The sequence below is a fragment of the Phenylobacterium sp. 58.2.17 genome, from assembly GCF_026411515.1.
In the GTDB taxonomy this organism is placed as follows: domain Bacteria; phylum Pseudomonadota; class Alphaproteobacteria; order Caulobacterales; family Caulobacteraceae; genus Phenylobacterium.
In genome coordinates, this window is the sequence record NZ_JAPMTQ010000027.1 from 14,196 (window position 1) to 34,885 (window position 20,690).

The 20,690-nt window shown below is 67.4% G+C and carries 21 protein-coding genes and 1 tRNA gene; 11 read left to right on the forward strand and 11 right to left on the reverse strand.

All coding sequences use genetic code 11. The annotated features are described in order from the left end of the window. Positions 1-29 precede the first annotated feature (29 nt). Positions 30-923 (forward strand): hypothetical protein, encoded by an 894-nt coding sequence (locus tag OUA97_RS15660; RefSeq protein WP_267232963.1) that lies wholly within the window; start codon positions 30-32, stop codon positions 921-923. Here OUA97_RS15660 and OUA97_RS15665 read toward each other — a convergent pair. After that, positions 920-1,540: a TIGR02466 family protein gene (locus OUA97_RS15665; protein WP_267232964.1), complete on the reverse strand. Its 621-nt coding sequence runs from the start codon at positions 1,538-1,540 to the stop codon at positions 920-922. The two genes, OUA97_RS15660 and OUA97_RS15665, sit on opposite strands and share 4 nt — an antisense overlap. A gap of 37 nt (positions 1,541-1,577) precedes the next feature. After that, positions 1,578-1,799, reverse strand: coding sequence for a flagellar basal body rod C-terminal domain-containing protein (locus OUA97_RS15670; RefSeq protein WP_267232965.1), 222 nt, complete (start codon positions 1,797-1,799; stop codon positions 1,578-1,580). A gap of 145 nt (positions 1,800-1,944) precedes the next feature. On the opposite strand from OUA97_RS15670, the gene OUA97_RS15675 reads away from it, so the two are divergent. Then, positions 1,945-2,304 (forward strand): hypothetical protein, encoded by a 360-nt coding sequence (locus OUA97_RS15675; RefSeq protein WP_267232966.1) that lies wholly within the window; start codon positions 1,945-1,947, stop codon positions 2,302-2,304. On the opposite strand, the gene OUA97_RS15680 is transcribed toward OUA97_RS15675, so the two are convergent. Both OUA97_RS15680 and OUA97_RS15685 read right to left on the reverse strand, forming a co-directional pair. Further along, the gene (locus tag OUA97_RS15680) at positions 2,301-3,557 is read right to left on the reverse strand and encodes a serine hydrolase domain-containing protein (protein ID WP_267232967.1); all 1,257 of its coding nucleotides are present in this window, start codon (positions 3,555-3,557) and stop codon (positions 2,301-2,303) included. The two genes, OUA97_RS15675 and OUA97_RS15680, sit on opposite strands and share 4 nt — an antisense overlap. 98 nt (positions 3,558-3,655) lie before the next feature. After that, the gene (locus OUA97_RS15685; protein ID WP_267232968.1) at positions 3,656-4,201 is read right to left on the reverse strand and encodes a YbhB/YbcL family Raf kinase inhibitor-like protein; all 546 of its coding nucleotides are present in this window, start codon (positions 4,199-4,201) and stop codon (positions 3,656-3,658) included. 84 nt (positions 4,202-4,285) lie between these two features. On the opposite strand from OUA97_RS15685, the gene OUA97_RS15690 reads away from it, so the two are divergent. The 3 genes from OUA97_RS15690 to OUA97_RS15700 all read left to right on the forward strand — a co-directional run bounded on the left by OUA97_RS15690 (position 4,286) and on the right by OUA97_RS15700 (position 6,210). Further along, positions 4,286-5,161: an alpha/beta hydrolase gene (locus OUA97_RS15690; protein WP_267232969.1), complete on the forward strand. Its 876-nt coding sequence runs from the start codon at positions 4,286-4,288 to the stop codon at positions 5,159-5,161. A gap of 231 nt (positions 5,162-5,392) precedes the next feature. Next, the gene (gene panD / locus OUA97_RS15695; RefSeq protein ID WP_267232970.1) at positions 5,393-5,749 is read left to right on the forward strand and encodes an aspartate 1-decarboxylase; all 357 of its coding nucleotides are present in this window, start codon (positions 5,393-5,395) and stop codon (positions 5,747-5,749) included. Beyond that, positions 5,749-6,210 carry a hypothetical protein gene (locus tag OUA97_RS15700; protein ID WP_267232971.1) on the forward strand — a complete coding sequence of 154 codons (462 nt, stop codon included), beginning with the start codon at positions 5,749-5,751 and terminating at the stop codon, positions 6,208-6,210. The genes panD and OUA97_RS15700 overlap by 1 nt, the downstream gene beginning before the upstream one ends. Positions 6,211-6,239: 29 nt before the next feature. Here OUA97_RS15700 and OUA97_RS15705 read toward each other — a convergent pair whose 3' ends face one another. Beyond that, entirely contained in the window at positions 6,240-6,980 is a 741-nt protein-coding gene (locus tag OUA97_RS15705) for an SIMPL domain-containing protein (RefSeq protein WP_267232972.1), read from the reverse strand. 151 nt (positions 6,981-7,131) lie between these two features. On the opposite strand from OUA97_RS15705, the gene OUA97_RS15710 reads away from it, so the two are divergent. Continuing rightward, a tRNA-Ile gene (locus OUA97_RS15710) sits at positions 7,132-7,207 on the forward strand. Here the strand turns inward: OUA97_RS15710 and OUA97_RS15715 are convergent. The 4 genes from OUA97_RS15715 to OUA97_RS15730 all read right to left on the reverse strand — a co-directional run bounded on the left by OUA97_RS15715 (position 7,193) and on the right by OUA97_RS15730 (position 12,003). After that, the gene (locus OUA97_RS15715; protein ID WP_267232973.1) at positions 7,193-7,369 is read right to left on the reverse strand and encodes a hypothetical protein; all 177 of its coding nucleotides are present in this window, start codon (positions 7,367-7,369) and stop codon (positions 7,193-7,195) included. The genes OUA97_RS15710 and OUA97_RS15715 overlap by 15 nt on opposite strands. A gap of 63 nt (positions 7,370-7,432) precedes the next feature. Next, entirely contained in the window at positions 7,433-8,650 is a 1,218-nt protein-coding gene (locus OUA97_RS15720) for a DUF1254 domain-containing protein (RefSeq protein WP_267232974.1), read from the reverse strand. Positions 8,651-8,736: 86 nt separating this feature from the next. Continuing rightward, positions 8,737-10,956 carry a TonB-dependent receptor gene (locus OUA97_RS15725; protein ID WP_267232975.1) on the reverse strand — a complete coding sequence of 740 codons (2,220 nt, stop codon included), beginning with the start codon at positions 10,954-10,956 and terminating at the stop codon, positions 8,737-8,739. 87 nt (positions 10,957-11,043) lie between these two features. Further along, positions 11,044-12,003, reverse strand: a complete 960-nt coding sequence (locus OUA97_RS15730; protein ID WP_267232976.1) for a serine hydrolase domain-containing protein — start codon at positions 12,001-12,003, stop codon at positions 11,044-11,046. An 84-nt stretch (positions 12,004-12,087) separates the two neighbouring features. Here OUA97_RS15730 and OUA97_RS15735 point away from each other — a divergent pair, with 84 nt between their 5' ends. The 3 genes from OUA97_RS15735 to OUA97_RS15745 all read left to right on the forward strand — a co-directional run bounded on the left by OUA97_RS15735 (position 12,088) and on the right by OUA97_RS15745 (position 14,616). Further along, positions 12,088-13,374: a hypothetical protein gene (locus tag OUA97_RS15735; RefSeq protein WP_267232977.1), complete on the forward strand. Its 1,287-nt coding sequence runs from the start codon at positions 12,088-12,090 to the stop codon at positions 13,372-13,374. 68 nt (positions 13,375-13,442) lie between these two features. Then, complete coding sequence (locus tag OUA97_RS15740) at positions 13,443-13,901, forward strand: GntR family transcriptional regulator (protein WP_267232978.1); 459 nt, start codon at positions 13,443-13,445, stop codon at positions 13,899-13,901. 1 nt (position 13,902) lies between these two features. Then, positions 13,903-14,616 carry a GntR family transcriptional regulator gene (locus tag OUA97_RS15745; RefSeq protein ID WP_267232979.1) on the forward strand — a complete coding sequence of 238 codons (714 nt, stop codon included), beginning with the start codon at positions 13,903-13,905 and terminating at the stop codon, positions 14,614-14,616. A gap of 69 nt (positions 14,617-14,685) precedes the next feature. On the opposite strand, the gene OUA97_RS15750 is transcribed toward OUA97_RS15745, so the two are convergent. Beyond that, positions 14,686-14,901, reverse strand: a complete 216-nt coding sequence (locus OUA97_RS15750; protein ID WP_267232980.1) for a hypothetical protein — start codon at positions 14,899-14,901, stop codon at positions 14,686-14,688. Between the two features lie 307 nt (positions 14,902-15,208). On the opposite strand from OUA97_RS15750, the gene OUA97_RS15755 reads away from it, so the two are divergent. Beyond that, positions 15,209-16,807 carry a peptidase dimerization domain-containing protein gene (locus tag OUA97_RS15755; RefSeq protein ID WP_267232981.1) on the forward strand — a complete coding sequence of 533 codons (1,599 nt, stop codon included), beginning with the start codon at positions 15,209-15,211 and terminating at the stop codon, positions 16,805-16,807. 74 nt (positions 16,808-16,881) lie between these two features. On the opposite strand, the gene OUA97_RS15760 is transcribed toward OUA97_RS15755, so the two are convergent. Further along, positions 16,882-17,376 (reverse strand): Lrp/AsnC family transcriptional regulator, encoded by a 495-nt coding sequence (locus OUA97_RS15760; RefSeq protein WP_267232982.1) that lies wholly within the window; start codon positions 17,374-17,376, stop codon positions 16,882-16,884. 426 nt (positions 17,377-17,802) lie between these two features. On the opposite strand from OUA97_RS15760, the gene OUA97_RS15765 reads away from it, so the two are divergent. After that, entirely contained in the window at positions 17,803-20,625 is a 2,823-nt protein-coding gene (locus tag OUA97_RS15765; RefSeq protein ID WP_267232983.1) for a TonB-dependent receptor plug domain-containing protein, read from the forward strand. Positions 20,626-20,690: the final 65 nt, after the last annotated feature.

Consider the following 20,690-nt stretch of genomic DNA (forward strand, 5'->3'; position numbering starts at 1 on the left):
GGCTCGGCTCATCAGGATGAGGTGGGCAGATGCGCAGAATAATCCTCGGGCTCGCGGCGGGGCTGGCGCTGGCGGCGGGCGCGCAGGCGCAGACGGTGGTTCCGCCGCCCAAGATGAGCCAGGCCGAAGGCGTGCAGTTGTTCGAAGCTGGCGGGTTCAAGGTCGGCGACGGCTCTGCGATCAATGTCTGCGGCACGGCCTCGCAGCCAAAGTTCGTCTTCATGGACCTGAACGGCGACGGGGCGCTGGAGTCCGCGGTCGTCGACAAGAATCCCGCCTGCTACGGCGGCCAGGGGCTTTGGTTCACAGTCCTCGCCAAGGGCAAGGACGGGCGCTGGCGCGCTATTGCGCGGGATAGTGGAGCCCTGGGCTTCGAAACCTCACGATCGAACGGCTGGCTGGACCTGCGCGTCACCGGCGACTGCGCGAGAACCTGGACGTACGCCGGCGACGGCTATCAGCGCCCGGCCGCCTGCGCCCCGGCCTCGGTCGCCAAGGCCGAGGCGTCGACCGGCGTCACCGCCGCCGACCGAACGGCCGCCATGCGGGCCGCTGGGTTTGTCTCAAAGGGCGGGCGCTGGCTCGGCGGCGAGGGCAATTGCGAAGCGGCGATCGAGCCCGCCGACATCCGCGACCTGAACGGGGACGGCCGCCAGGAGATCGTCATCACCGAGACCGGGACCTTCTGCTACGGCAACACCGGTCAGGGGTTCTACGTCATGGAACGGGCCGGCGGCGGCTGGCGCACGCTGTTCCAGTCGCAGGGCGTTCCGGAGTTCCTGCCGACCAAGGGCGCTGGCGGCTGGCCGGACATTGTGCTGGGCGGTCCGGGCTTCTGCTTCCCGGTGGTCCGCTTCAACGGCAAGGCCTACGCCAATCACCGCCAGAAGGAAGAACAGCCCGGCGCCTGCTCCCGGCGCTAGCGCCAGGCGTAGTTGAAGCTGACCGAGATCCGCTCCTTGCGCGCGGCGTTGGCCGGGACTTCGTGGCGCAGCCAGCTTTCCCACATCAGCACAGTGCCGGGCTCGGGCTGGAGGTAGACGAAGCTGCGGGCGTCCTCGGGGGCGTCGGTCTCGCGCGGCGGTGCGGCCATCATCAGCGGCAGGCGCGGGTCTTCCAGCTTGAGCGCGCTCGCGCCCTTGGGGATCGCGACATAGACGGTGCCCGACAGCACGCTGTGCGGATGGATATGGCCCGAATGGGCTGCGCCGGGCTTGAGAATGTTGACCCACAGGCTGTCCAGCTTCAGCCGCCGGCGGCCGAGGTCGAGGTGGAGCGCCTTGGCGTAGGCGCTCGCGTGCTTATCGAGCTTGCGCTTGAGGTCCTCGAAGATGCTGGCGCGCATCGGCAGGTCGTCGAGCGAGGCGTAGGAAGTGTAGCCCCCGTAGCCGTGCTCGCGGCACCAAGCCTGGCCGGCGACGTCCTCGTCGGCCAGCATCCGGCAGGCGTCTTCAAGTTCGGCGTTGAAGTCGGTGAAGCCGCGCTCGCCGGCGAGGCGGGCTTCATAGACCTGGGTGACGAAGAGGGGGCGCAGGGTCATGGCCCGGCGCTAAAGCCCCGCGCGCCGGATGTCAAAGCTAGGCGAGGATGTCCAGAAGTTCGCCGGTCATGTCCTGGGCGCTGCGGATTACCGCGGCGTTGGCGGCGAAGGCGGTCTTGGCGGTGATCTGCTCGACGATTTCGGCCGGCAGATCGACGGCTTCGCCTTCGACGCCCATCCGGGCCGTGCGGCTGGCCGAGGCGTCGAACCGGCGGCTGGCGGCCAGCATGCCGTACTGAGCGGTGGCGATCGGATCCATGGCGAGCCCCTTCCACCGTGGATCATGCGCCCGAGCGGTTAAGCCTTCGCGCAGCGACATGATGAAGAGGCCGCTCACCATGCGGCGCCTGAAACCCGCCACGCTCGGCGCGTGTTATGGTCAAGTCGAACTGGAGGTTAGTCCGATGATCCGCACCACCCTGATCGCCGCCGCGGCGCTTGTCGCCGCCGCGAGCGCGGCCTCCGCCCAGGCCCCGCTGTCGCAGAACCCGCCGACCCAGACCATCATCTGCCTGGACGTGAACGGCCAGACCCTGCCGGTCTCGTGCAAGGTGCCGGCCAGCCGTCTCGACAAGCGCGAGGACTTCTGCACCTGCCGCACTGGCACGCAGGTCGATATCGCTATCTGCCCGGACGGCGTGAAGCCGCCCGCCGAGAACCGCGCCTACGAGAAGGCCCGCAAGGCCGCCGTCAAGAAGGGCAGCCTGCTTGGCGCCACCTATGAGGGGCGGCCGATGTGCGTCACCGGCCGCAACACCTACTAGAGCGGCTTGCCGAGCGCCGCGTAGGTCAGCTTCTGGAACACGGGCAGGGCGGCGCGTCCGCCCATCCGCTGCCCGGTGGCCAGCTGCGAGGCGGCCTCCGGCTCCAGCGGGATCGAGTTCTGGATCAGGTAGATCATGATCATGTCCTCGACGGGATCGGCTTGCCACCAGGTGCCGAACGCGCCGGGCCAGCCGAACGAGCCCTCAGAGCCTGCGCCCATCCAGGCCTGCTTTTCCGGGTCGGTGATCACCGAGACGCCGAGCCCGAAACCCTGGCCCAGCCAGAACGGGATGCCCATGAACGGCACCTCGCGCTGGGCCGGCGTCAGGCGGTTCTCGCGCATCGCCTCGAGCGTCTCGCGCTTGACGTAACGCGCGCCGTCCAACTCACCGCCGTTCAGCATCATGCGGGCGAAGCGCAGGTAGTCGTCGGCGGTCGAGATCAGGCCGCCGCCGCCGGCGCAGAATTCTGGCGGACCGGGCAGATGCGGGAAGGAGATGTCCTCCATCGCGTCGGTCTTCGGATTGATCCGGTAGAGCTTGGCCATTCGGTCGCGCTTCTCGGGCGGGCACCAGAAGTCAGTGTCGTTCATGCCAAGCGGCTTCAGGATCCGCTCCATGATGAACTCGCGATAGCCCTGGCCGGCCACGCGGCCGACCAGGAAGCCGAGCACGTCGGTGGCGTGGCTGTAGTGGAAGCGGTCGCCCGGCTGGTAGGAAAGGGGTAGCTCGCCCAGCGCCTTCAGCCATTGGTCGGGGCTGAGGTGGCCGCCCAGCGGCGAGCCCAGCGCGGCCTCGTGGGCCTGGGCGATCGGGCCCATCGAGGTGAAAGCGTAGGCGAGGCCCGAGCGGTGGGTCATCAGGTCGTCGACAGTAATCTCGCGCGCGGCCGGCACGGTGTCGTCGACGGGGCCGGTGGCCGACTTCAGGACCCGCATGTCCTTGAATTCCGGCATCCATTTGGTGATCGGGTCGTCGAGCTGAAGCTTGCCTTCCTCCATCAGCATCAGGGCGGCGATCGAGGTGATCGGCTTGGTCATCGAGGCGATGCGGAACAGAGTGTCGCGGGTCATCGGCGCCTTGCCCGCCACGTCGCGGTAGCCGAGCGTATTGACCTGGGCCACTTCGCCCTTGCGCCACAGCAGGGTCACGAATCCCGACAGGTCGCCAGCGTCGATGATCGGCTGCAGCGCCGCGGGGATCGCCGCCAGACCGTTGGAAGAAAAGCCGCCCAGAGCCAGATCGCCGTCCATGTCGCCTCGCCAGATGATCCGCCGAGGTCCCATGCCAGGGCGTTTTCCAAGCTATGCCCTGGCTGACGTGGAGCCCGTCAACATACTTTTTGTTCGAACTATTGGCGGGGCGGCGCTTCATAGGTGGCCATCATCTCGCCCTGGGCGATGGTGTGGCCCTTCAGGATGTTCAGCAGCTCGTGCAGCGGAGTGTCGGGGCCCACTTCCAGCTGCTGGTCCAGGGCGAAGACCTGGAAGTAGTAGCGGTGCACGCCATGGCCGACCGGCGGCCGCGGCCCGAACCAGCCATAGTCGCCGTCGTCGTTGCGGCCCTGGATGATCGGGTGCGGCGGGTCGATGTACTGGGCCTGGGGCACGCCCTCGGGGAGGCCGCCCGCCTCCGCCGGAATGTTCCAGATCATCCAGTGGACGTAGGGCTTCTCCATCGGGGCGTCGGGGTCTTCGACGATCAGCGCGTAGCTCTCGGCGCCCGCAACCTCGGTCCAGGTCAGGGGCGGGGAGAGGTTCTCGTGATAGGCCGAGTGGCGGTCGGCGAGCCGTCCGTCCGGATCCTGGGACGGGGACATCACGACCAGGCCGCCCGGGTCTCGGGGCTCGACCTTGAAGATGGTGATGGTCTCACCGGAATGGACAGGTGACGGCATCGGGCTGCTCCTTTTCCCCCAGGCGGAAGCGCGTTGCTTACGGCTTGGTTGCGGCGATCCGGAAAAGGCCCTAGCCGGTGGCGCATGATCCTGCGTCGTGTACCCGCCTCGGTTCGCCTTGCCGTCATCGCCGTCCTGGCAGGCGCCTGCTCGGCCTGTACGCCGCTCGGGGTGTTCGCGACCTTCACGCCGCGCGATCCGGCGATCCTGACCGCGCACGACCAGCCCTACGGTCCCGGCGGGCGCCAGAGCCTCGACGTCTACGCGCCGCGGCGGATGGATGTCGCCCGGCCCGTGGCGGTGTTCCTCTACGGCGGCGGCTGGGAGCGCGGGCGCAAGTGGGACTATGGCTGGGTCGCCCAGGCCCTGGCCGCGCGCGGCTATGTGGTGGTGCTGCCTGACTACCGGCTCTATCCGCAGGTGCGGTTTCCTGAGTTCCTGAACGACAGCGCCCAAGCGGTGCGCTGGGCCGTCGATCACGCCGCCGCCTATGGGGGCGATCCCTCACGCATCGTGCTGCTGGGGCACTCGGCCGGAGCCTACAATGCGGTGATGCTGGGACTGGAGCCGAACTATCTACGCCAGGCCGGCGTCGATCCGGCCCGCATCGCCGGCGTGGTCGGCATTGCGGGGCCCTACGACTTCGTTCCCTTGAAGGGCCACATGGCCGACGTGTTCGGCACGGGTGATCCGTCCGCCACCCAGCCTGTGCGGCTGGCGCGCGCCGACGCGCCGCCGATGCTGCTGGTCACAGGATCGGCGGATGCGATCGTCGATCCGCGGGAGACCGCCTCGCTGGACGCCGCCCTACGCGCGGCCGGCGCCCAGGTCGAGAGCCGCAGCTATCCCGGCGTCGGCCACAACGAAATCATGGCGGCGATGTCACGCCCTTTCCGCGACCGGGCGAGCGTGCTGGACGACGTCACCGCGTTCATGGCTCAGGTCGCTCACGCCCCGTAAGCTCACGGGTTTGTCACCGGTGACGCTCCATGATCCTGTGCCGGATAATTTTGAAGCAAGTTTCTGAATAAGCGAACGAAATGCATGTTCGTGGAGCGTTGTTCATCCGCGGCATATTGCCGTAAGGTCAACCTTGCTGCGCCGCCGCAATTGTGGTGATCCCCATTCGACGCTATATCCGGCGGCCCTTCGTCTTTGAAGGTTTGTGCGCCGCAGTTAGAAGGACCGCCCATGCTGGTGACCCTGATGAAGGCCAAGCTTCACCGCGCCACGGTGACCCAGGCCGATCTCGAGTACGAAGGCTCGATCGCGATCGACCGCGACCTGCTGGACGCCTCGGGCATCCTTCCCCATGAGCAAGTCGACGTTCTGAACATCACCACGGGCGCGCGGTTCACCACCTACGCCATCGAGGCCCCTCGCGGATCCAAGGTGATCGGCGTCAACGGCGCGGCTGCGCGTCTGGTCCAGAGGGGCGACAAGGTGATCGTGGTCACCTACGGCATGCTGCCGGCCGAGGAGGCCCGCAACTATTCGCCGAGCGTCGTGCTGCTCGACGACGGCAACGAGATCAAGCAGGCCGCCTGATGCGCGCCCTGGCCGCCGCGCTGGGATTGTCCGCCGCGGTTCTGGCCGCCTGTTCGCCGGCAGCGCCGGGGGGCGTGGACAAGGCCGTCCTCGACGAAGCCGTTTCGCGCGCCATCGGCGACCCCGGCACCTGCGTGCTGATCGCCGAGGGCGGCAAGACCGTCTACCAGTACGGCACTCATATGGTGTGCGGCCGCTCGCTGCCGACCTGCGAAGGGGCAGGGACGCAGACGCTTGAGCAGCTGCTGAAGGCGACGCCGGCCGACGCCGAGCGCAAGACCGCCAGCTGCCGCAGCAACCCTGAAGGCAGCCGCATCGTCGCCTGGGCCAGCGGGCCTGTCGAAGGACGCCCCGGCATGACCTATGCGGCCGTGATGGAGGCCAGCGAGGCTCCGCCCGGCATCGTCATCGCCGACAAGCTGGCGATGGCGTTCGTGCGGGCCGGCCTCGGCCCGAAGTAAGCCCTCCCCCGAAGGGGAGGGCCGCGCGCTTACCGCGACAGTTCGTAAAGACCGGTGATGTCCACCCGGACGTTCAGTTCGCCGGCGGCGATCGGCGCGCCGCCGTCCGCCTTTTCCATGCGGGCGTAGGCCATCATCGGAACCGGGGGCGGGGAGGGCATGTAGCCGCCGCCTTCGCTCAGGTTCACCAGCCGGCTGACGCGGTGACCTGTAGCCTTGGCGTAGAGGTCGGCCTTGGCGGCCAGCGCCTTGACCGCTTCCTGACGGGCGGCGTTCTCGGCGGCGCTCGGGTCCTTCAGGCCGAAGGAGATGCCGTTCACCTGATTGGCGCCGGCCTTGACGGTGGCGTCGACCGCCACGCCCAGCTTGGCCAGGTCGTTGACGGTGATCGTCACCTGGTTCGAGGCCTGGTAGCCGCGCAGCTTCGGCGGCTCGTTCTGCACGTAGTCGTACTGGGCGTTGAGGTTCAGGCCAGAGGTCTGGATGTCCTTCTCGGCGATGCCGGCCTTGCGCAGGGCGGCGATGACCGAATTCATGTTCTCGTTGTTGGCGGCCAGGGCGCCGGCGGCGGTCGGGGCTTCGGTGACGACGCCAAGGTTGATGGTCGCCTTGTCGGGCGCGACGCGAGTTTCGCCGTGCGCCGAGAGGTTGAGCGTGGTGGTCTGGAACATCGAACCTGCCGAGGGTTGGGCGGTCTGAGCGAAGGCGGCGGGCGCGGCGGCGGTGGCGAGCAGCAGGGCCATGGCGCCGGCGCGGACGAGGGTCTTCATCGAAATCTCCACAAACGCCCGGGGGTAGGGCTGGATCGAGGTCTCCAAACGCCGAATGACGGTGGAGGTTGCAGTTCTGACAAAGCCAAGCTGAACGGCAGCTTTAAGGCGCGTGCAGGTCGTGGTAACCCGCAGCCCTGCGTCGCTGCAGGGGCCTGTAGCTCAATGGTTAGAGCCGACCGCTCATAACGGTCTGGTTGTAGGTTCGAGTCCTACCGGGCCCACCAGCGATGCGCTCGAGGGCGTCTGGGTGCGTCCTCGAGTTCGGTCCCTTTCACCTCGGCCGCGGCGGCGTTGGTGATCTCACGGATCAGTCCCACCACCTGGCTGAGCTGCAGGTCGGTATGTTCGTAATAGAAGGCCGAGGCGCCGGTTGGCGCGCTGAGCAAGTCGCAGGAGCATTTGCAACTTGATCGAAGGCGCCGCGCATGGCGCCCGTTGCCGCCGGCGAACTAGGCCGGCGTCAGTTCGGGCAGAAGAAAATCCCCGTCGAGCATCGCCGGTTTGGGCCGGTAGGCGCGGAAGCTCAACAGGAACGGGCGGCCAGAGCGGGGCGCCGGAAGCCAGATCACCTTGGTTCCGCCGGTCGGCGCCGTCGGGGAAATGAGGATTTCGACGTCGCCCTCGGCGCCGGCCAGTTCGGGCGAGCGGTCGCTGATCGCATAGCGCTGCAGGGGGTTGTCGATCAGGAAGGCCTGCCCTTGCGGGGTGACCTCGTAAATGGTCAACGACCAGAAGCCGTCGACGGGCGGCAGCGCCCCCTTTCGCAGGGTCAGCTTCCAGGGGCGTCGGCTATCGATCTCGCCGCGGCCGTCGGGTGAAAGCGCGCGCAGGTAAAGCGCCTCGTCTATGGGCAGCGCCGCCAGGCCGCTCAGCGCGATCTGAGCGCGGTATCGGTGGTCGTCGCCGAAGCGTCCCAGGTTCGGTTTGGGGTAGAGCCAGCCGCCGCGCCGGTCGCCTGCCTCGTCACCGCGTCCCGCGATCTCCAGGGCATCGGCGAGGCCTGCAGCGATCTGCGCGCCCTGGTTGGGCGAAAAGCGCCGTGGGTCGAAGGCGCCGGCCGCGATGAAGCCTGCGGCGCGCGCGCCTGCCAGCGGGCCGTCGAAGCTCGGCGGGGGCGTGTCGGCGAGCAGCGCCTGAACGCCCGCGAAGTACTCGTGCCAGGGGGCCGAGCGAAGCGGCGCGTCGATGACGCGGCGGTCGGACGCGCCGTCGGCGACGAGGCCGTCCTGCACCAGATGAGCGGCGGGCAGGTCCGCGGGGCCGGAGACAAGCGTCCGGCCGAGCGCCCAAACCCAGTCGGTCGGCGCGCGGATGGCGCCGGGCTGGCTGGGGGCGTGCGGACCGATGACGATGACCTCGTGGACCGATCCCGCCCGGAGCACCGCGAAGTTGTTGGTGAACATGTCCATCAGCGCCAACGAGACGTAGCGCTCGGCAGCCCTGGGCAGGGTGAGCCGCACCGGGCCGCCCGAGAGGTCCAGCCAGGCCGTCGAGTAGAGCGTATCGTTGTTGGGTTGGGTGACGGTCTGGCTGCGGGCGTCAGTCAGCTTGCGGACATGGCGAAAGCGGTTGGCGACCAGACCGTTGCGGAAGGCCCGGCCTCGCGTTCCGGCCATCTCGATGAGCGGCAGCCCGTAGAGCGCGAGCTCACGGGCCGCAGCGCGCAAGGGCGAGGGAGCCGCCCAGGCCGCTGGCGGAGGCGCCGCCAAAACCGCCGCGGCTCCCGCCAGGAAACGACGCCGACCCTGGCCCCTCACCAGCTGTAGCGCAGTTGCAGGCCGCTGACGCGCGGGCGGCTGTAGCGGCGGATGGTCGGATCCTGGGCGACGATGAAGACGCTGTCGAAGAGGTTGTCGACATAGGCCGCGATCTGCACCTTGCCGAGGTCGACGCCGAGCCGGGCGTTGACCACCTGGAAATCCGAGAGTTTCGGCGTGGTGGTGCTGAGTTCCTGCACGCCGCCCCACTGGGCGTTGTAGGCGAGGTGGCCGAAAGCCTCGAAGTCGGCGACCGGAACGCGGTAGTTGGCCTCGGCCGAGGCCAGCCAATCGGGCGTTTGCGGAAGCGACAGACCAGCGTACCGACCGGAGGTCACCTCGCCCCCCTGGCGCGAGCCGTTCAGTGAAAGCCGCAGTTGTCCGTCGCCGAGGTCGTAGCGGGCGGTGACCTCGGCCTCCAGACCCCACGAGCGGGCGTCGCCGGCATTGGTGAGGAAGGCGGTGGCGGCCACCGGACAGACAGGATTGGTGACCCGGCAGCCGTTGTCGAGCTGGGCGATCATGTCGGTCAGGTCGGTGCGATAGCCGGCCACCGCCATGTATAGGTTCGGCAGGGGCGCGCCCTTGAGGCCAAGCTCGTAGCTGCGTGAGGTCTCGTCGTCGTAGGCGACGGGGATCGGGACGGGCTGGCGCAGGTCGCCGAGATTGCGGTTGAAGCCGCCGGCGCGGTAGCTGGTGCCGACCTTGGCGTAGACCAGGAGGTTCAACGGCAGGCGGTAGGACGCCGTGGCGTTGTAGGAGAGGTTCTCCGGCGAGCTGGTCCCGTCGATGATCCGGGCCGGGCCTCCAGTCAGCTGGTTGGTGATGCGGTCGCGTAGCCGCGAGGTCAGGCTTTTGTCGTCGGAGGTGTAGCGCAGCTCGCCCGTCAGGCTCAGATCGCTGGTCACATCGTAGGTGAGCGCGCCGTAGGCCGCCCAGGAGTCGTAGTTCTGAACCGCCGATTCCACCGTGCCGGTCGACGGGGCGGCGGTTGTGGGCGTGCGGGCCAGGGTGACCGAGTAGCGGCTCTCCTGGGTCATGGCTTCGACGCCGGCCAGCCAGTCGAGGCGACCGTCGAGCCCTTGGCCGGCAAGACGCAGGTCCTGGCTGAGGGTCTTAGTGCGGTCGGCGGTGACCGCCGCCCCGTTCGGATCGATGGGGGTGGCGGGCCCCACCTGGCCGGCGGCGCGGGCGCGGGCCAGCTCCTGCGGGTTCACCCCATCGCTGTCGAGCGCATACATCGACTCCCGAACCCTGAACGCGCTGGTGGAGCTGAGCTGGGCCCAGCCAAGATCGACCTCCGCCGACAGCATGGCCGCGCTGATGTTCTGCTTGGCCAGCGGGGCCGTGTTCCAGGGATAGCTGAACTGATCTTGGATATAGCCGCCGGGAAAGCCAGGCGAGCCCGCCGGAATGGCGATCTGGTAGGTGATGGTCGGGGTGGTCAGCTGCTGGTTTTCGACCAGCAGGGTGATGTCGGCGGGCCCCTTGGCCAGGCGGGCCTGAGCACGCAGACCAAGGCCCTTTTCCTGGTCGAAGTGGACGTCGTGGACCGGGTTGTAGAAGAAGCCGTCGTCCTGGTTCACGTAGTCGGCGCCGAACCGGAAGGCCAGTTCGTCGCTGGCGGCCAGGTTGAGGGCCGCCTGCACCTGGGCGCGCTGCGTTTCAAACCCGTACTTGGCGTCGACAAAGCCGCTGTTGCTGAATTCCGGGCGGGCCGAGACGATGTTGACGGCCCCGCCGACGGCGTTTCGCCCGTAAAGGGCGCCCTGTGTGCCGCGCAGCACCTCGACGCGGCCGATGTCGAAGGTGTCCAGCCGGGCGAAGTTGCGCCCCCCGATGCCCCCGCCGCCAATATAGGCCCCGTTGCGATAGAGGCCGACGCTCGGGTCGCCGTTGGTCGCCCGGGCGGTGGACGAGGCGCGCATCGAGACCTCGGAGGTGATCGATGAGGTCAGGTTGTTGAAGCGCACGCTGGGTTGGCCGGCCAGGAGTTCGCCGGTGGAGACCGCGCCGCCGCGGTCGGCCAGGGCGGCGGCCGACACGACGGAGGCGGCCACCGGAACATCGATCAGGCGCTCTTCGCGGCGGCGGGCGGTGACCACCACCTCGCCCAGTTCCGCCGGCTCCTGCCGCTCGGCCTGGGCGGCCGCTTCTCCGGCGAGCAGCGAAATCGCACTGACGCAGGCCAGAGCGGCCGCTTTGTAGCTGATCATCGACGTCATCCCCCAATTGTTCTGGGTCGCCCCCAGGCGACTGGAAGGCGTGTAATGCGTCAGGCCCAAAAGTGTCAATAATCGACATTATTGGGCTGGGGCCTCAAGGACGAGCCGGACGAATTCCGCATCCGACCAACGGCTCTCTGCGCGCAGGCGGGCTTGGCGGACGACGACGAGCTTGTGCGAAGCGATGACGTAGAGCCGCTGATCGCCGGCGCCCGCGGCCATCACCAGGTCGCGTGGAATGGTCTCACCGCCTTCTCCGAGATCCGTACTCGCCGTGACGGCACCGGGTCCGGGATTGGGCAGCCACCAGCCGACGGCGTAGGCGCGGTTGGTCTCGGAGGGCATGAAGAGGTCGCGGTAGGCGGCGCGCCGGGCGCGCACCTGCTCGCCGATCTTGGCCCAATCGCGCGCGGTCATCGCCGCGCCCTGGGGCATCATGGCCTGGCCGTCGGGGCCACGCCGCCACGCCGCCGCGACCGCGCCGGCCGGCTGCAGGACCCGGCGCTCCAAGTAGGCGAGGGGATCGGTGGCTTGGCCGCTGGCCTCCAGCTTGCGGCGCATGACTTCGCCGAAGGCTTGATACGGCGCTGGCCCGTACTGGAATCGCTCGTCGGGGGCGGCGTTGAACGGTGCTGCGACCGCTGCGGCATAGGTTGGAACTTCGCCGATCCGGCTGGGCAATCCCGACGACATGGTGAGCAGTTGACGTAGTGTGACGCGCGATTTGACCGGGTCCTGGCGCCATTCGCCTAGCGTGTCGGCCGCCGGTTCATCGAGCGACAAGAGCCCGTCTTCGACAGCCGCGGCGGCCATCAACGCGACGAGGCTCTTGGTCCCGGAATAGAGCGGCAGCGGCGTTGTCGCGGTCGCGCCCTGTGCGTAAGCCTCGCACACCGGCCGGCCGTCAACGAGGACCAGGAGGCTCAGGCCGTCACGGGCCTCCGAGTATGCGCTCAGCGCCTCGCAGTCAGGGGGGGCGGCCAGGGCCGGGGTGGCGGCCGACAAGAGTGCGGAGAGGGCGATCAGCTGCGTGCGCATGCGGAACCTTTTCTGATGTTATTGTCGATTATTGACATTATTGGGTGGCTGCGCCTAGTTCGCCGGCGACAGAGGAGTTCGCCCATGGCCACCCGCCGCAATGTCATCCTGGGCGCGGGAATCGGCGCCGTGAGCCTGGAGGGCGCGATGGCCGGCGCCGGCGATGTGTTTGCGACCCGTCAGGTCCAAGAAGATCTGGCGCGTTATGATGGGTTTGGTCTCAAGGCCTCTGGCGGGGCGGGCGACGAGGCGTCGGGCGCCTGGCTTACCCGTGAGCTGCAAGGGCTGGGCTTCGAAGTTCGTCGACAGGCCATCGAGGTCCCGTACTTCGAGGAACGGCAGGTCAGTCTGGCGCTTGGCGACAAGGTGGTGGCCGCGCTCGTCCAGGCCCCGGTGGCGCTGACCCCGGCCGGCGGGCTGTCGGCCCCGCTGGTCCGGCTTGAGGTAGGGCAAGGGCTTGACGCTGCGACCGGCGCGATCGCCATAGCGCGCCTGCCCTATGGGCGGTGGTCAACGCGGCATGCCGGCGCCGTCGCCAAGGTCGTGAGGGCGGCCGTAGGCCAGGGCGTCGGCGCCCTTGTCCTGGTCACAGAGGGGCCGACGGGCCAGCCGCTGGCGCTGAACGCGGCGCCGGACGGCGTCGAGCGGTTTCCGATCCTCGCAGTCGGATCGCGTGAAGGCGACCTGCTGGCGGCCGCTGCCGCCAGGGGCGAGCGGGCGACCTTGCGGATCGAGGGCGTGAGCGGGCGCCGCCCGGCCTTCAATCTGGTCGGCCGCCTGAACCGCGGAGTGGGGCGCGAGCTGGTGGTTTCAACGCCCCGTTCGGGTTGGTTTGGCTGTATGGGGGAGCGCGGCGGGGGCGTGGCCGCATGGCTCAGCCTGGCGCGTTGGGCTGGCCGGGCCTGCCCGCTCGACCTGACGTTCGTGGCGACCTCGGGTCACGAATACGAAAATCACGGAGGCGAGGTGTTCCTCCGCAGCGCCCTGGCGCCACGTCCGGACGTCACGGCGCTCTGGGTCCATCTGGGCGCGGCGCTCGCGGCGCGGGACTGGCATGAGGCGGAGGGACGCTTGGCGCCTCTGCCCAGCGTGGATCCGCAGCGCTATCTGGTCGCGCGGCCGCAGTTGGTCGCGCCGCTGCGGACCGCGTTCGCCGGCCAGCCGGGGCTCGAGGCGGTCTATGGCGACGAGGCTGGGGCCGGCGGCGAACTGGGCGAGATCCTCGCCGCGGGCTATCCTCGCGCCTTTGGAATTCTTGGCGCGCACCGCTTCCATCACTCGCAAAATGACGACATGCGGTGCGTCGACGCCGAGCATGTGGCCACGACCGGCCGGGCCCTGCTTGCGGCCGTCCAGACGCTCCTGGCCTGAGGCAGCGTGGTGGTGAAGAATCGGCGATGATCGCGCATGGCCGCTCGAGGCCGCTTGAAGGAGGCGCCTTGTCCGGCGGCGCGCATGACGGTCCCGCGGCCAGCGGGATGTTCGATCCGATGGTCGAGGCCGTGCTGCGGGCGGTGCTCGCCGGCGTCCTGCGTCCTGGCGAACGGCTGCCGGAAAGGTGGATCGTCGAAGCTTGCGGTTGCACGCATTCGGCCGCGCGCGACGCGATCGGTCGCCTGCAGTCGCTTGGGGCGGTGGTGGCGCCTGAGCGGCGCGGGGCAAGCGTGATTTCCAGTCGCGAGGCGCCCTTGAGCGAGGTCGACCGGGTCTGGCGTCAACTGTCGCCGTTGCTGGAGGCGTCGGGCGGTGCGCTGCCCATGGCGGGGGGGCGCGTGTCCTGGGAGCGGCTGAGCCAGGAGCAGTCCGCCCTCGAGGCCGCCCGGCCGGCGGCGGGCGATCGGTTGACTGACCTTCTCCGGCGCGTCTCGCTCCAGCGGGCCATTCTGGGGATGGCTTAGAATGCTGACGCGGCTGGACTCCTTCCTGACCTCGACCGCGCCGTTGGCGGCGCTGGCGCAAAGCATGCCGGAGGGGCTGCCGGGCCAGATCGCCAGTGCGCTGCGCGAACGGATCCAGGCCGGTGAGTTCAAGCCGGGTGATCCCTTGAAGGCCGCCCCGTTGGCGGTGGCCTTCGGGTGCAGCCGTGGCCCGGTGCGCGAGGCATTGCGCCGCCTTGAGCGTGAAAAGCTTGTGGTGATCGCGCCGCGAACCGGCGCCGCCGTCGCCCAGATGAACGCCCAGGCCCTGGAGGCGCATTTTCGATTGCGCGCGGAGGTCGGCGCGCTTTTCGTGCGCCTCGCCGCCGAGCGCGCGCAGCGCCCGCCAGCCCTTGTGGCGGCGATCCTCGAAGGAGCCGAGGTGCTCGCGGAGGTGGCCGCCGACGAGAGCGCCCAGGTCGGCGACTACATCCGCGCCCGCCGGCGGCTGACCGACCTGATCGCGACCCTGGCGGCCGCGCCCTATGTCTCGGAGCTCTCTCAGGAACTCGAGAGGGAAGTGGCGATCCTGTGGGCACCGATGAATTCAGCCGCGCGCCGTCGGCGCTCGGCCGGCGGCTGGCGCAAGATTGCGCGCGCCATCGCCTCCGGTGATCCCGAAGCGGCCGAGGCCGAGGGACGACGCATGGTGCTGGAGTCCCTCGACGAAGTGCGCCGCATGGAGGCGTTGGACTAGAAAGGCCGCTCGCCGCCTGCGGCCGGAGATTGGCCGGCGCGGCCGATCTGCTGGCTATGAGCGGCGCGTTCAAGGGCGGGGCAGGGCGGGGCGGGCCGTCTCGCCGAGCGCGGTGAGGGCGTTCAGCGCCTGCAGTTGGACCTGCCAAGGCTGAGGCTCGCCCGTGAGGGCGGCGAGGATGCTCACCGCTTCGGTCTCGCCCAGGCCGGTTGTCCTGATCGGCTGAACGGCGTCTTGCCTTACAGGCGAGGTTTCGGCCAGCGCCGCGGCCAGTGCGACCAGCAAAGCGGCAGGCCGGCCTCAGTCCTCTGCTTGAAACGCCATCAGATCGATCACTTCCTGGGCGGTGCGCGATTTTTGGGTCATTGCGCTTGGTGTGGGTGATTGTTGTGGGGATTGTGCATATGCACGCCACTTTTCAGCAAGAAAATGGAATATGTTGAAGAAAACGGGCGTTTGCATCGTGATTTGAGTTTCGGTGGCGTCGAGGGGCGCTCAAAGGCGTTGGTCGCGGTCGTCATGGTCGGTCGAACCCTGTCCCAAGGCTCGTCGGAGCGATCTGGCGAATTTCAACAACCCGTGGGGGCGTAGAATGAAGAACACTGCGAAGTCGCTGACGGCGATCCTGCTGGCGAGCGCGCTAACTTTGCCGGCGGTTCCCGCCAATGCGGAGCCGACGCCCGAGATGAAGAGCGCGGCCCTGGCCGGCGTCGAGGCGCGCGCCAAGCTGAGTCAGGAAATGGTGGACTCGGTGTTCAGCTTCGCCGAGCCAGGGTTCCAGGAAGTAAAGACCGGGGAGTACCTGACGGGCATCCTCGAGAAGAACGGCTTCAAGATCACCCGCGGTGTCGCCGGCATCCCAACTGCGTGGACGGCGACCTGGGGGACGGGCGGTCCGAAGATCGCGCTGGGCAGCGACATCGACGGCCTGCTGGGCCTATCGCAGTACCCGGGGGATCCGAGCATCAAGCCGATGGTCGAGGGCGCGCCCGGGCACGGCGAAGGGCACAACTCCGGTCTGCCGCTGATTATCGTGGCGGCGCTCGCGGCCAAGGATGTGATGGAGAAGAACAAGATCCCCGGGCAGCTCATGGTCTGGCCGGGCGTCGCCGAGGAGCTGCTGGCGACCAAGGCCTTCTATGTGCGCGCGGGCCTGTTCAAGGACGTCGACGCCTCGATCTTCACCCACGTCAGTCGAGATTTTTCGACCCAATGGGGCCCGGCCGGCAACAACGGTATGGTCTCGGTGGAATACACCTTCCATGGCAAGACGGCCCACGCCGCGGGCCAACCCTGGTCGGGGCGCAGCGCCCTGGACGGCGTTGAGCTGATGAACACAGCCTGGAACATGCGCCGCGAACATCTGCCGCTGACCCAGCGCTCGCACTACGTCATCACCAATGGCGGGGGGCAGCCCAACATCGTGCCGGGCGTGGCGTCGGTCTGGTACTACTTCCGCGAAAACTCTTTCCAGTCGATCCGCGAACTCTACGAGTTGGGGAACACCATCTCGCAGGCGGCCGCGATGGGCACCGGCACGACCGTCGAGCGCAAGGTTCTCGGCTATGCTGCGCCGAACTACGGCAACAAGCCGCTGGCCGAAGCCGCCTACGCCAACATCAAGGCGGTTGGGATGCCGAAGTGGTCCGCGGACGACCAGGCCTTCGCCAAGGCGGTGCAGGTGACGCAGGGCTTCAAGCTCGAGCCGCTGGCGACCGAAATTTCGCCGCTGACCACGCCAGAATCGCGCGGCCCCTCGATGGGCGGGGGATCCGACGACATCGGCGACATCATGTGGACGGTGCCCACGATCACCATTCGCTATCCGTCCAACATCCCGAATGCGATCGGCCACAACGTGACCTCGGCCATGGCGATGGCGACCCCGATCGCCCACAAGGGCGTGGAGGTGGGCTCAAAGGCGGTTGCGCTGACCATTCTGGATCTGGTGACGACGCCGAAGCTGGTCGCCGACGCGAAGGACTACTTCAACAACGTTCAGCTGAAGGATCAGAAGTATGATCCGGTCCTGGCGGCGACTGACATGCCTGCGATCCACCTCAACGCCGAAATCATGAATCAGATGCGGCCGAAGTTGGAGCCCTACTACTATAACCCCAAGAAATATAAGACCTATCTGGATCAGCTCGGCATCAAGTACCCGGCTGCCGCCGTCCCCCCGGCGAAGTAGTCCGCGGCGCGGTCCATCGAGTCCGGGGAGTGTCAGACGGGGAGGCGCGACGAGCGCCTCTCCGTTTCGCTTTTCTAGACCTTGTCCTTGAAGACGATCGGCGGCGTGCCGCGCCGCGCGACCTCCCGCATGACGAAGCTCGATCGGATCTTGGCCACGTGCGGGAGGATGGAGAGTTCCCGGCGATAGACCCGGTCGTAGTCCTCGAACGACGCCACGTTCAGCATGATCAGGAAGTCGGTGTCGCCGGAGACGAAGCCGCAATAGGAAACCGAAGGGCATTTCACCACTTCGCGCTCGAATTCGTTCAGCGCCTTCTCCGCCTGGGAGCTGAGCTCGATGGCCACGAAGACGACGACGCTGTAGCCGAGCATCGGCATGTTGAGATTGGCCGAATAATTGAGCACCGCCTGACGCTCTTCGAGGTTTCGTCGGCGTCGCGCCACCGCGGTGCTGGAGAGGTTGATCTGCTCGCCCAGCCAGACGTCTGAGGCTCGACCGTCGTCGCAAAGCTCCTTCAAAATCCGATAATCCACGTCATCAAGATCAAGGTGTTCGGATTTCGACATCGAACGCGCTTCTCCGTGCATAAAACGGCGGCAATTATGGATTCCTTGCGCAGATAATCCATCTCGTCGCGGACAATTCCATGCCTGACGATAATCTAGTTCGTGCGACGGGCAAGGGAACGGCAAGCCTAGGGAGAGGGCGACGCCGACCAAGCGCGCCAACCGCGCACTGCCACTATTGAGCGGTAACTAGAGGTAGCGCTGGGGAGATCAGCAATGCGAGGCGAAACGCCGCGAGCCGCATCGTTGGGGCGAGGGGCCCAGCGATAGCCGCAAGAGGCGCAAGTATCCGACCGGACGTGTAGCGATCCGCCGACAATTTTGGCGGAGTGGGGCCATTTTGCTCAAATTTGATCAAGTCGGCGAAAAGCAACAAGCCGACGTTGATGCGGAATTACTGATCAAAATCTATCCGAGGGGGTGGTGATGAAGTTTTCGAAAAGCATCCAGGTGACGTCGAATGCGCGCCGTTGCGCATTGGCGACAGTCAGCATCGTGGCGCTCCTGGGCTGCGCGTCCGCGGCCCTGGCTGACGAAGCCGCAGCTGGCTCTGATCTGGAGGAGGTGGTGGTGACCGGCTCGCGGATCGCCCGCGACGGCTTTGACACCCCGACTCCGGTCAATGTTCTGGGGGCGCAGGAAATCGCCGCATCGGCTCCGGCCAATATCGCAGATTTCGTCAACACGCTGCCCTCGGTGGCCGGCTCGATCACGGCGGCCAATTCGTCGGGTTCGCTCAGCAACGGCGCCGCCGGGATCAGCGCGCTCAACCTGCGGGCGCTGGGAACTGGCCGGACGCTGGTTCTGTTCGACGGGCAGCGCTCGGTGGTTTCGGCCTCGACCGGGCAGGTCGACACCAACACCTTTCCGCAGTCGCTGATCGAGCGGGTCGAGGTCGTGACCGGCGGGGCGTCGTCCGCCTACGGCTCGGACGCCGTCGGGGGGGTGGTCAATTTCATCCTGGACAAGGATTACACCGGCCTCAAGTCGTCGCTCGAATACGGCGAGACCACCTATGGGGACGGCGAAAACTGGAAGTACAACATCACCGCCGGCACGCCGTTCGCGGGGGGCAAGGGCCACGCTCTGTTCAGCGCAGAGTGGGTCGGCCAGAGCGGCGTGCAGACCATCGACCGTGATTGGAACAAGAGCGGCTACTTCGCCGTGCGCAACACCGACCTGTCGGCCGGCGCGCCCTACTACATCACATCCAAGAACGTCGGCATCGGCATCTACACGCCCGGTGGTCTGATCACGAACACGGCGCTGCGCGGCACCTTTTTCGGCGTCAACGGCACGGCGAACCAGCTGGCCTACGGCGCCACGACCGGCCAATGGATGATTGGCGGGGACTGGGCCTATTCGATTTCGGACATGCTGGGCTCCAACACCCTCATTCCCGAGGAGGACCGCAGCAGCTACTTCGGCCGCGTCAGCTATGAGGTCGCGCCGAACATCTCGGTCTTCGCTCAGGCGTCGTGGGCCAAGTACGAGGGTCTCAGCTACTACATCAAGCCGACCCAGACCGGGATCGTGATCCAGCGGGACAACGCTTACCTGCCCACCGCCGTGCGCAACCAGATGACAGCGCTCGGCATCACCTCGTTCCAGATGGGCACCAGCAATGTCGACATGCCGGCTTCCGGCAGCCAGATGTCGCGGGAGACCGAGCGCTATGTGGTCGGCGCCAATGGCGACTTCGAGGCGTTCGGCCTCGATGTCGACTGGGACGCCTACTACCAGCACGGCAAGACCACGACCCACGAGCAACTGACCCCGACCTGGAACAACGCCCGCCTGGCGCTGGCCACCGACGCGGTGGTCAACCCGGCCAACGGCCAGATCGTCTGCCGCTCGACCCTGACCAACCCGACCAACGGCTGCGTGCCGCTCAACCGCTTCGGCCAAGGCGTGGCCAGCCAGGCGGCCTTGAACTACGTGCTCGGCACACCCTATCGGGACCAGGAGTTCACCCAAGACGTCGCGGCGTTCAACTTCTCGACCAACAGCATCGAGGGCTGGGCCGGTCCGATTTCGCTTGCGGCCGGCGCCGAGTTCCGTCGCGAGGAGATGGGAGGCTTCGTCGAAGCCCAGTACATGTCGGGCTGGAAGTACGGCAATTTCCGCGTCACCAGCGGGAAGTACGACGTCAAGGAAGCCTATATCGAGACCGTGGTGCCGCTGTTCGACGGCATGGATTTCAACGGCGCCTTCCGGCTCACCGACTACTCGACCTCCGGGACCGTGAAGACCTGGAAGGCCGGCCTGACCTACGCGCCGATCGAGGACATCCACTTCCGCGCTTCGGCCTCGCGTGACATCCGGGCCGCCAACATGAGCGAGCTCTACGACGCCGGCACTGCGCGCTCCAACTCGGTGAACATCGCGGGGGTCTCGACCCCGTTCGTGCAGAACCTGCAGGGCAATCCGGACGCGCAGCCTGAGGTCGCGGACGGCTACGGCGTCGGCATGGTCGTATCGCCGCGCTGGATCCCGGGCCTGCAGGCCTCGATCGACTACTACGACATCAAGGTCGACGGGGTGATCAGCTTCGTCACCGCCCAGCAGGTCGCAGACTACTGCTACATCCAGAAGGTGGCCTCGTATTGCAGCCAGCTGGTGTTCAACAGCGCCGGCGTGCTGCAGACCATCAATCTCTACTACGACAACCTCAACAGCATGACCGCCAAGGGGCTCGACATCGAGGCCTCGTACCGCGCCAGCCTCGCCGATCTGGCGTCCTGGGGCGCCGGCGACCTCGTGCTGCGCGCCATGTTCACCCATTATATCGAGAACGTGACCGACGACGGGGTGACGGCGATCGACCAGGCCGGCGCCAACACCAGCGCGACGCCGGACTGGATCTACCGGCTGTCAGCCAACTACGACCTGGAACCCTGGTCGTTCAACGTCACCGCCCGCGGGATCAGCGACGGCAAGGTCAGCAACGCCTACACAGAGTGCCTGTCGAGCTGCCCCGCCAGCGTCGCGCCGTACTACACGATCAACGACAACAGCGTCGAGGGCGCGCTCTACTGGGACGTCTCGGCCAGCTACGACTTCGAAGTGGCCAGCGTGAAGGGCGAGGGGTTCATCTCGATCAAGAACCTGTTCGACACGGACCCGGTGCTGGTCGGCAATCCGGCCAACTTGGGGGCCGAGAACACCCCCGGCTATCCGCAGACCAACCGCAGCCTCTACGACACCAACGGGCGGACCTTCCGGGTCGGGATCCGGCTGGAGTACTGATCGCGTTCCTCTGCGCCGCCCGTTCCGCATCGGTCCATTCGGAACGGGTGAAGGCGGCGGAGCTC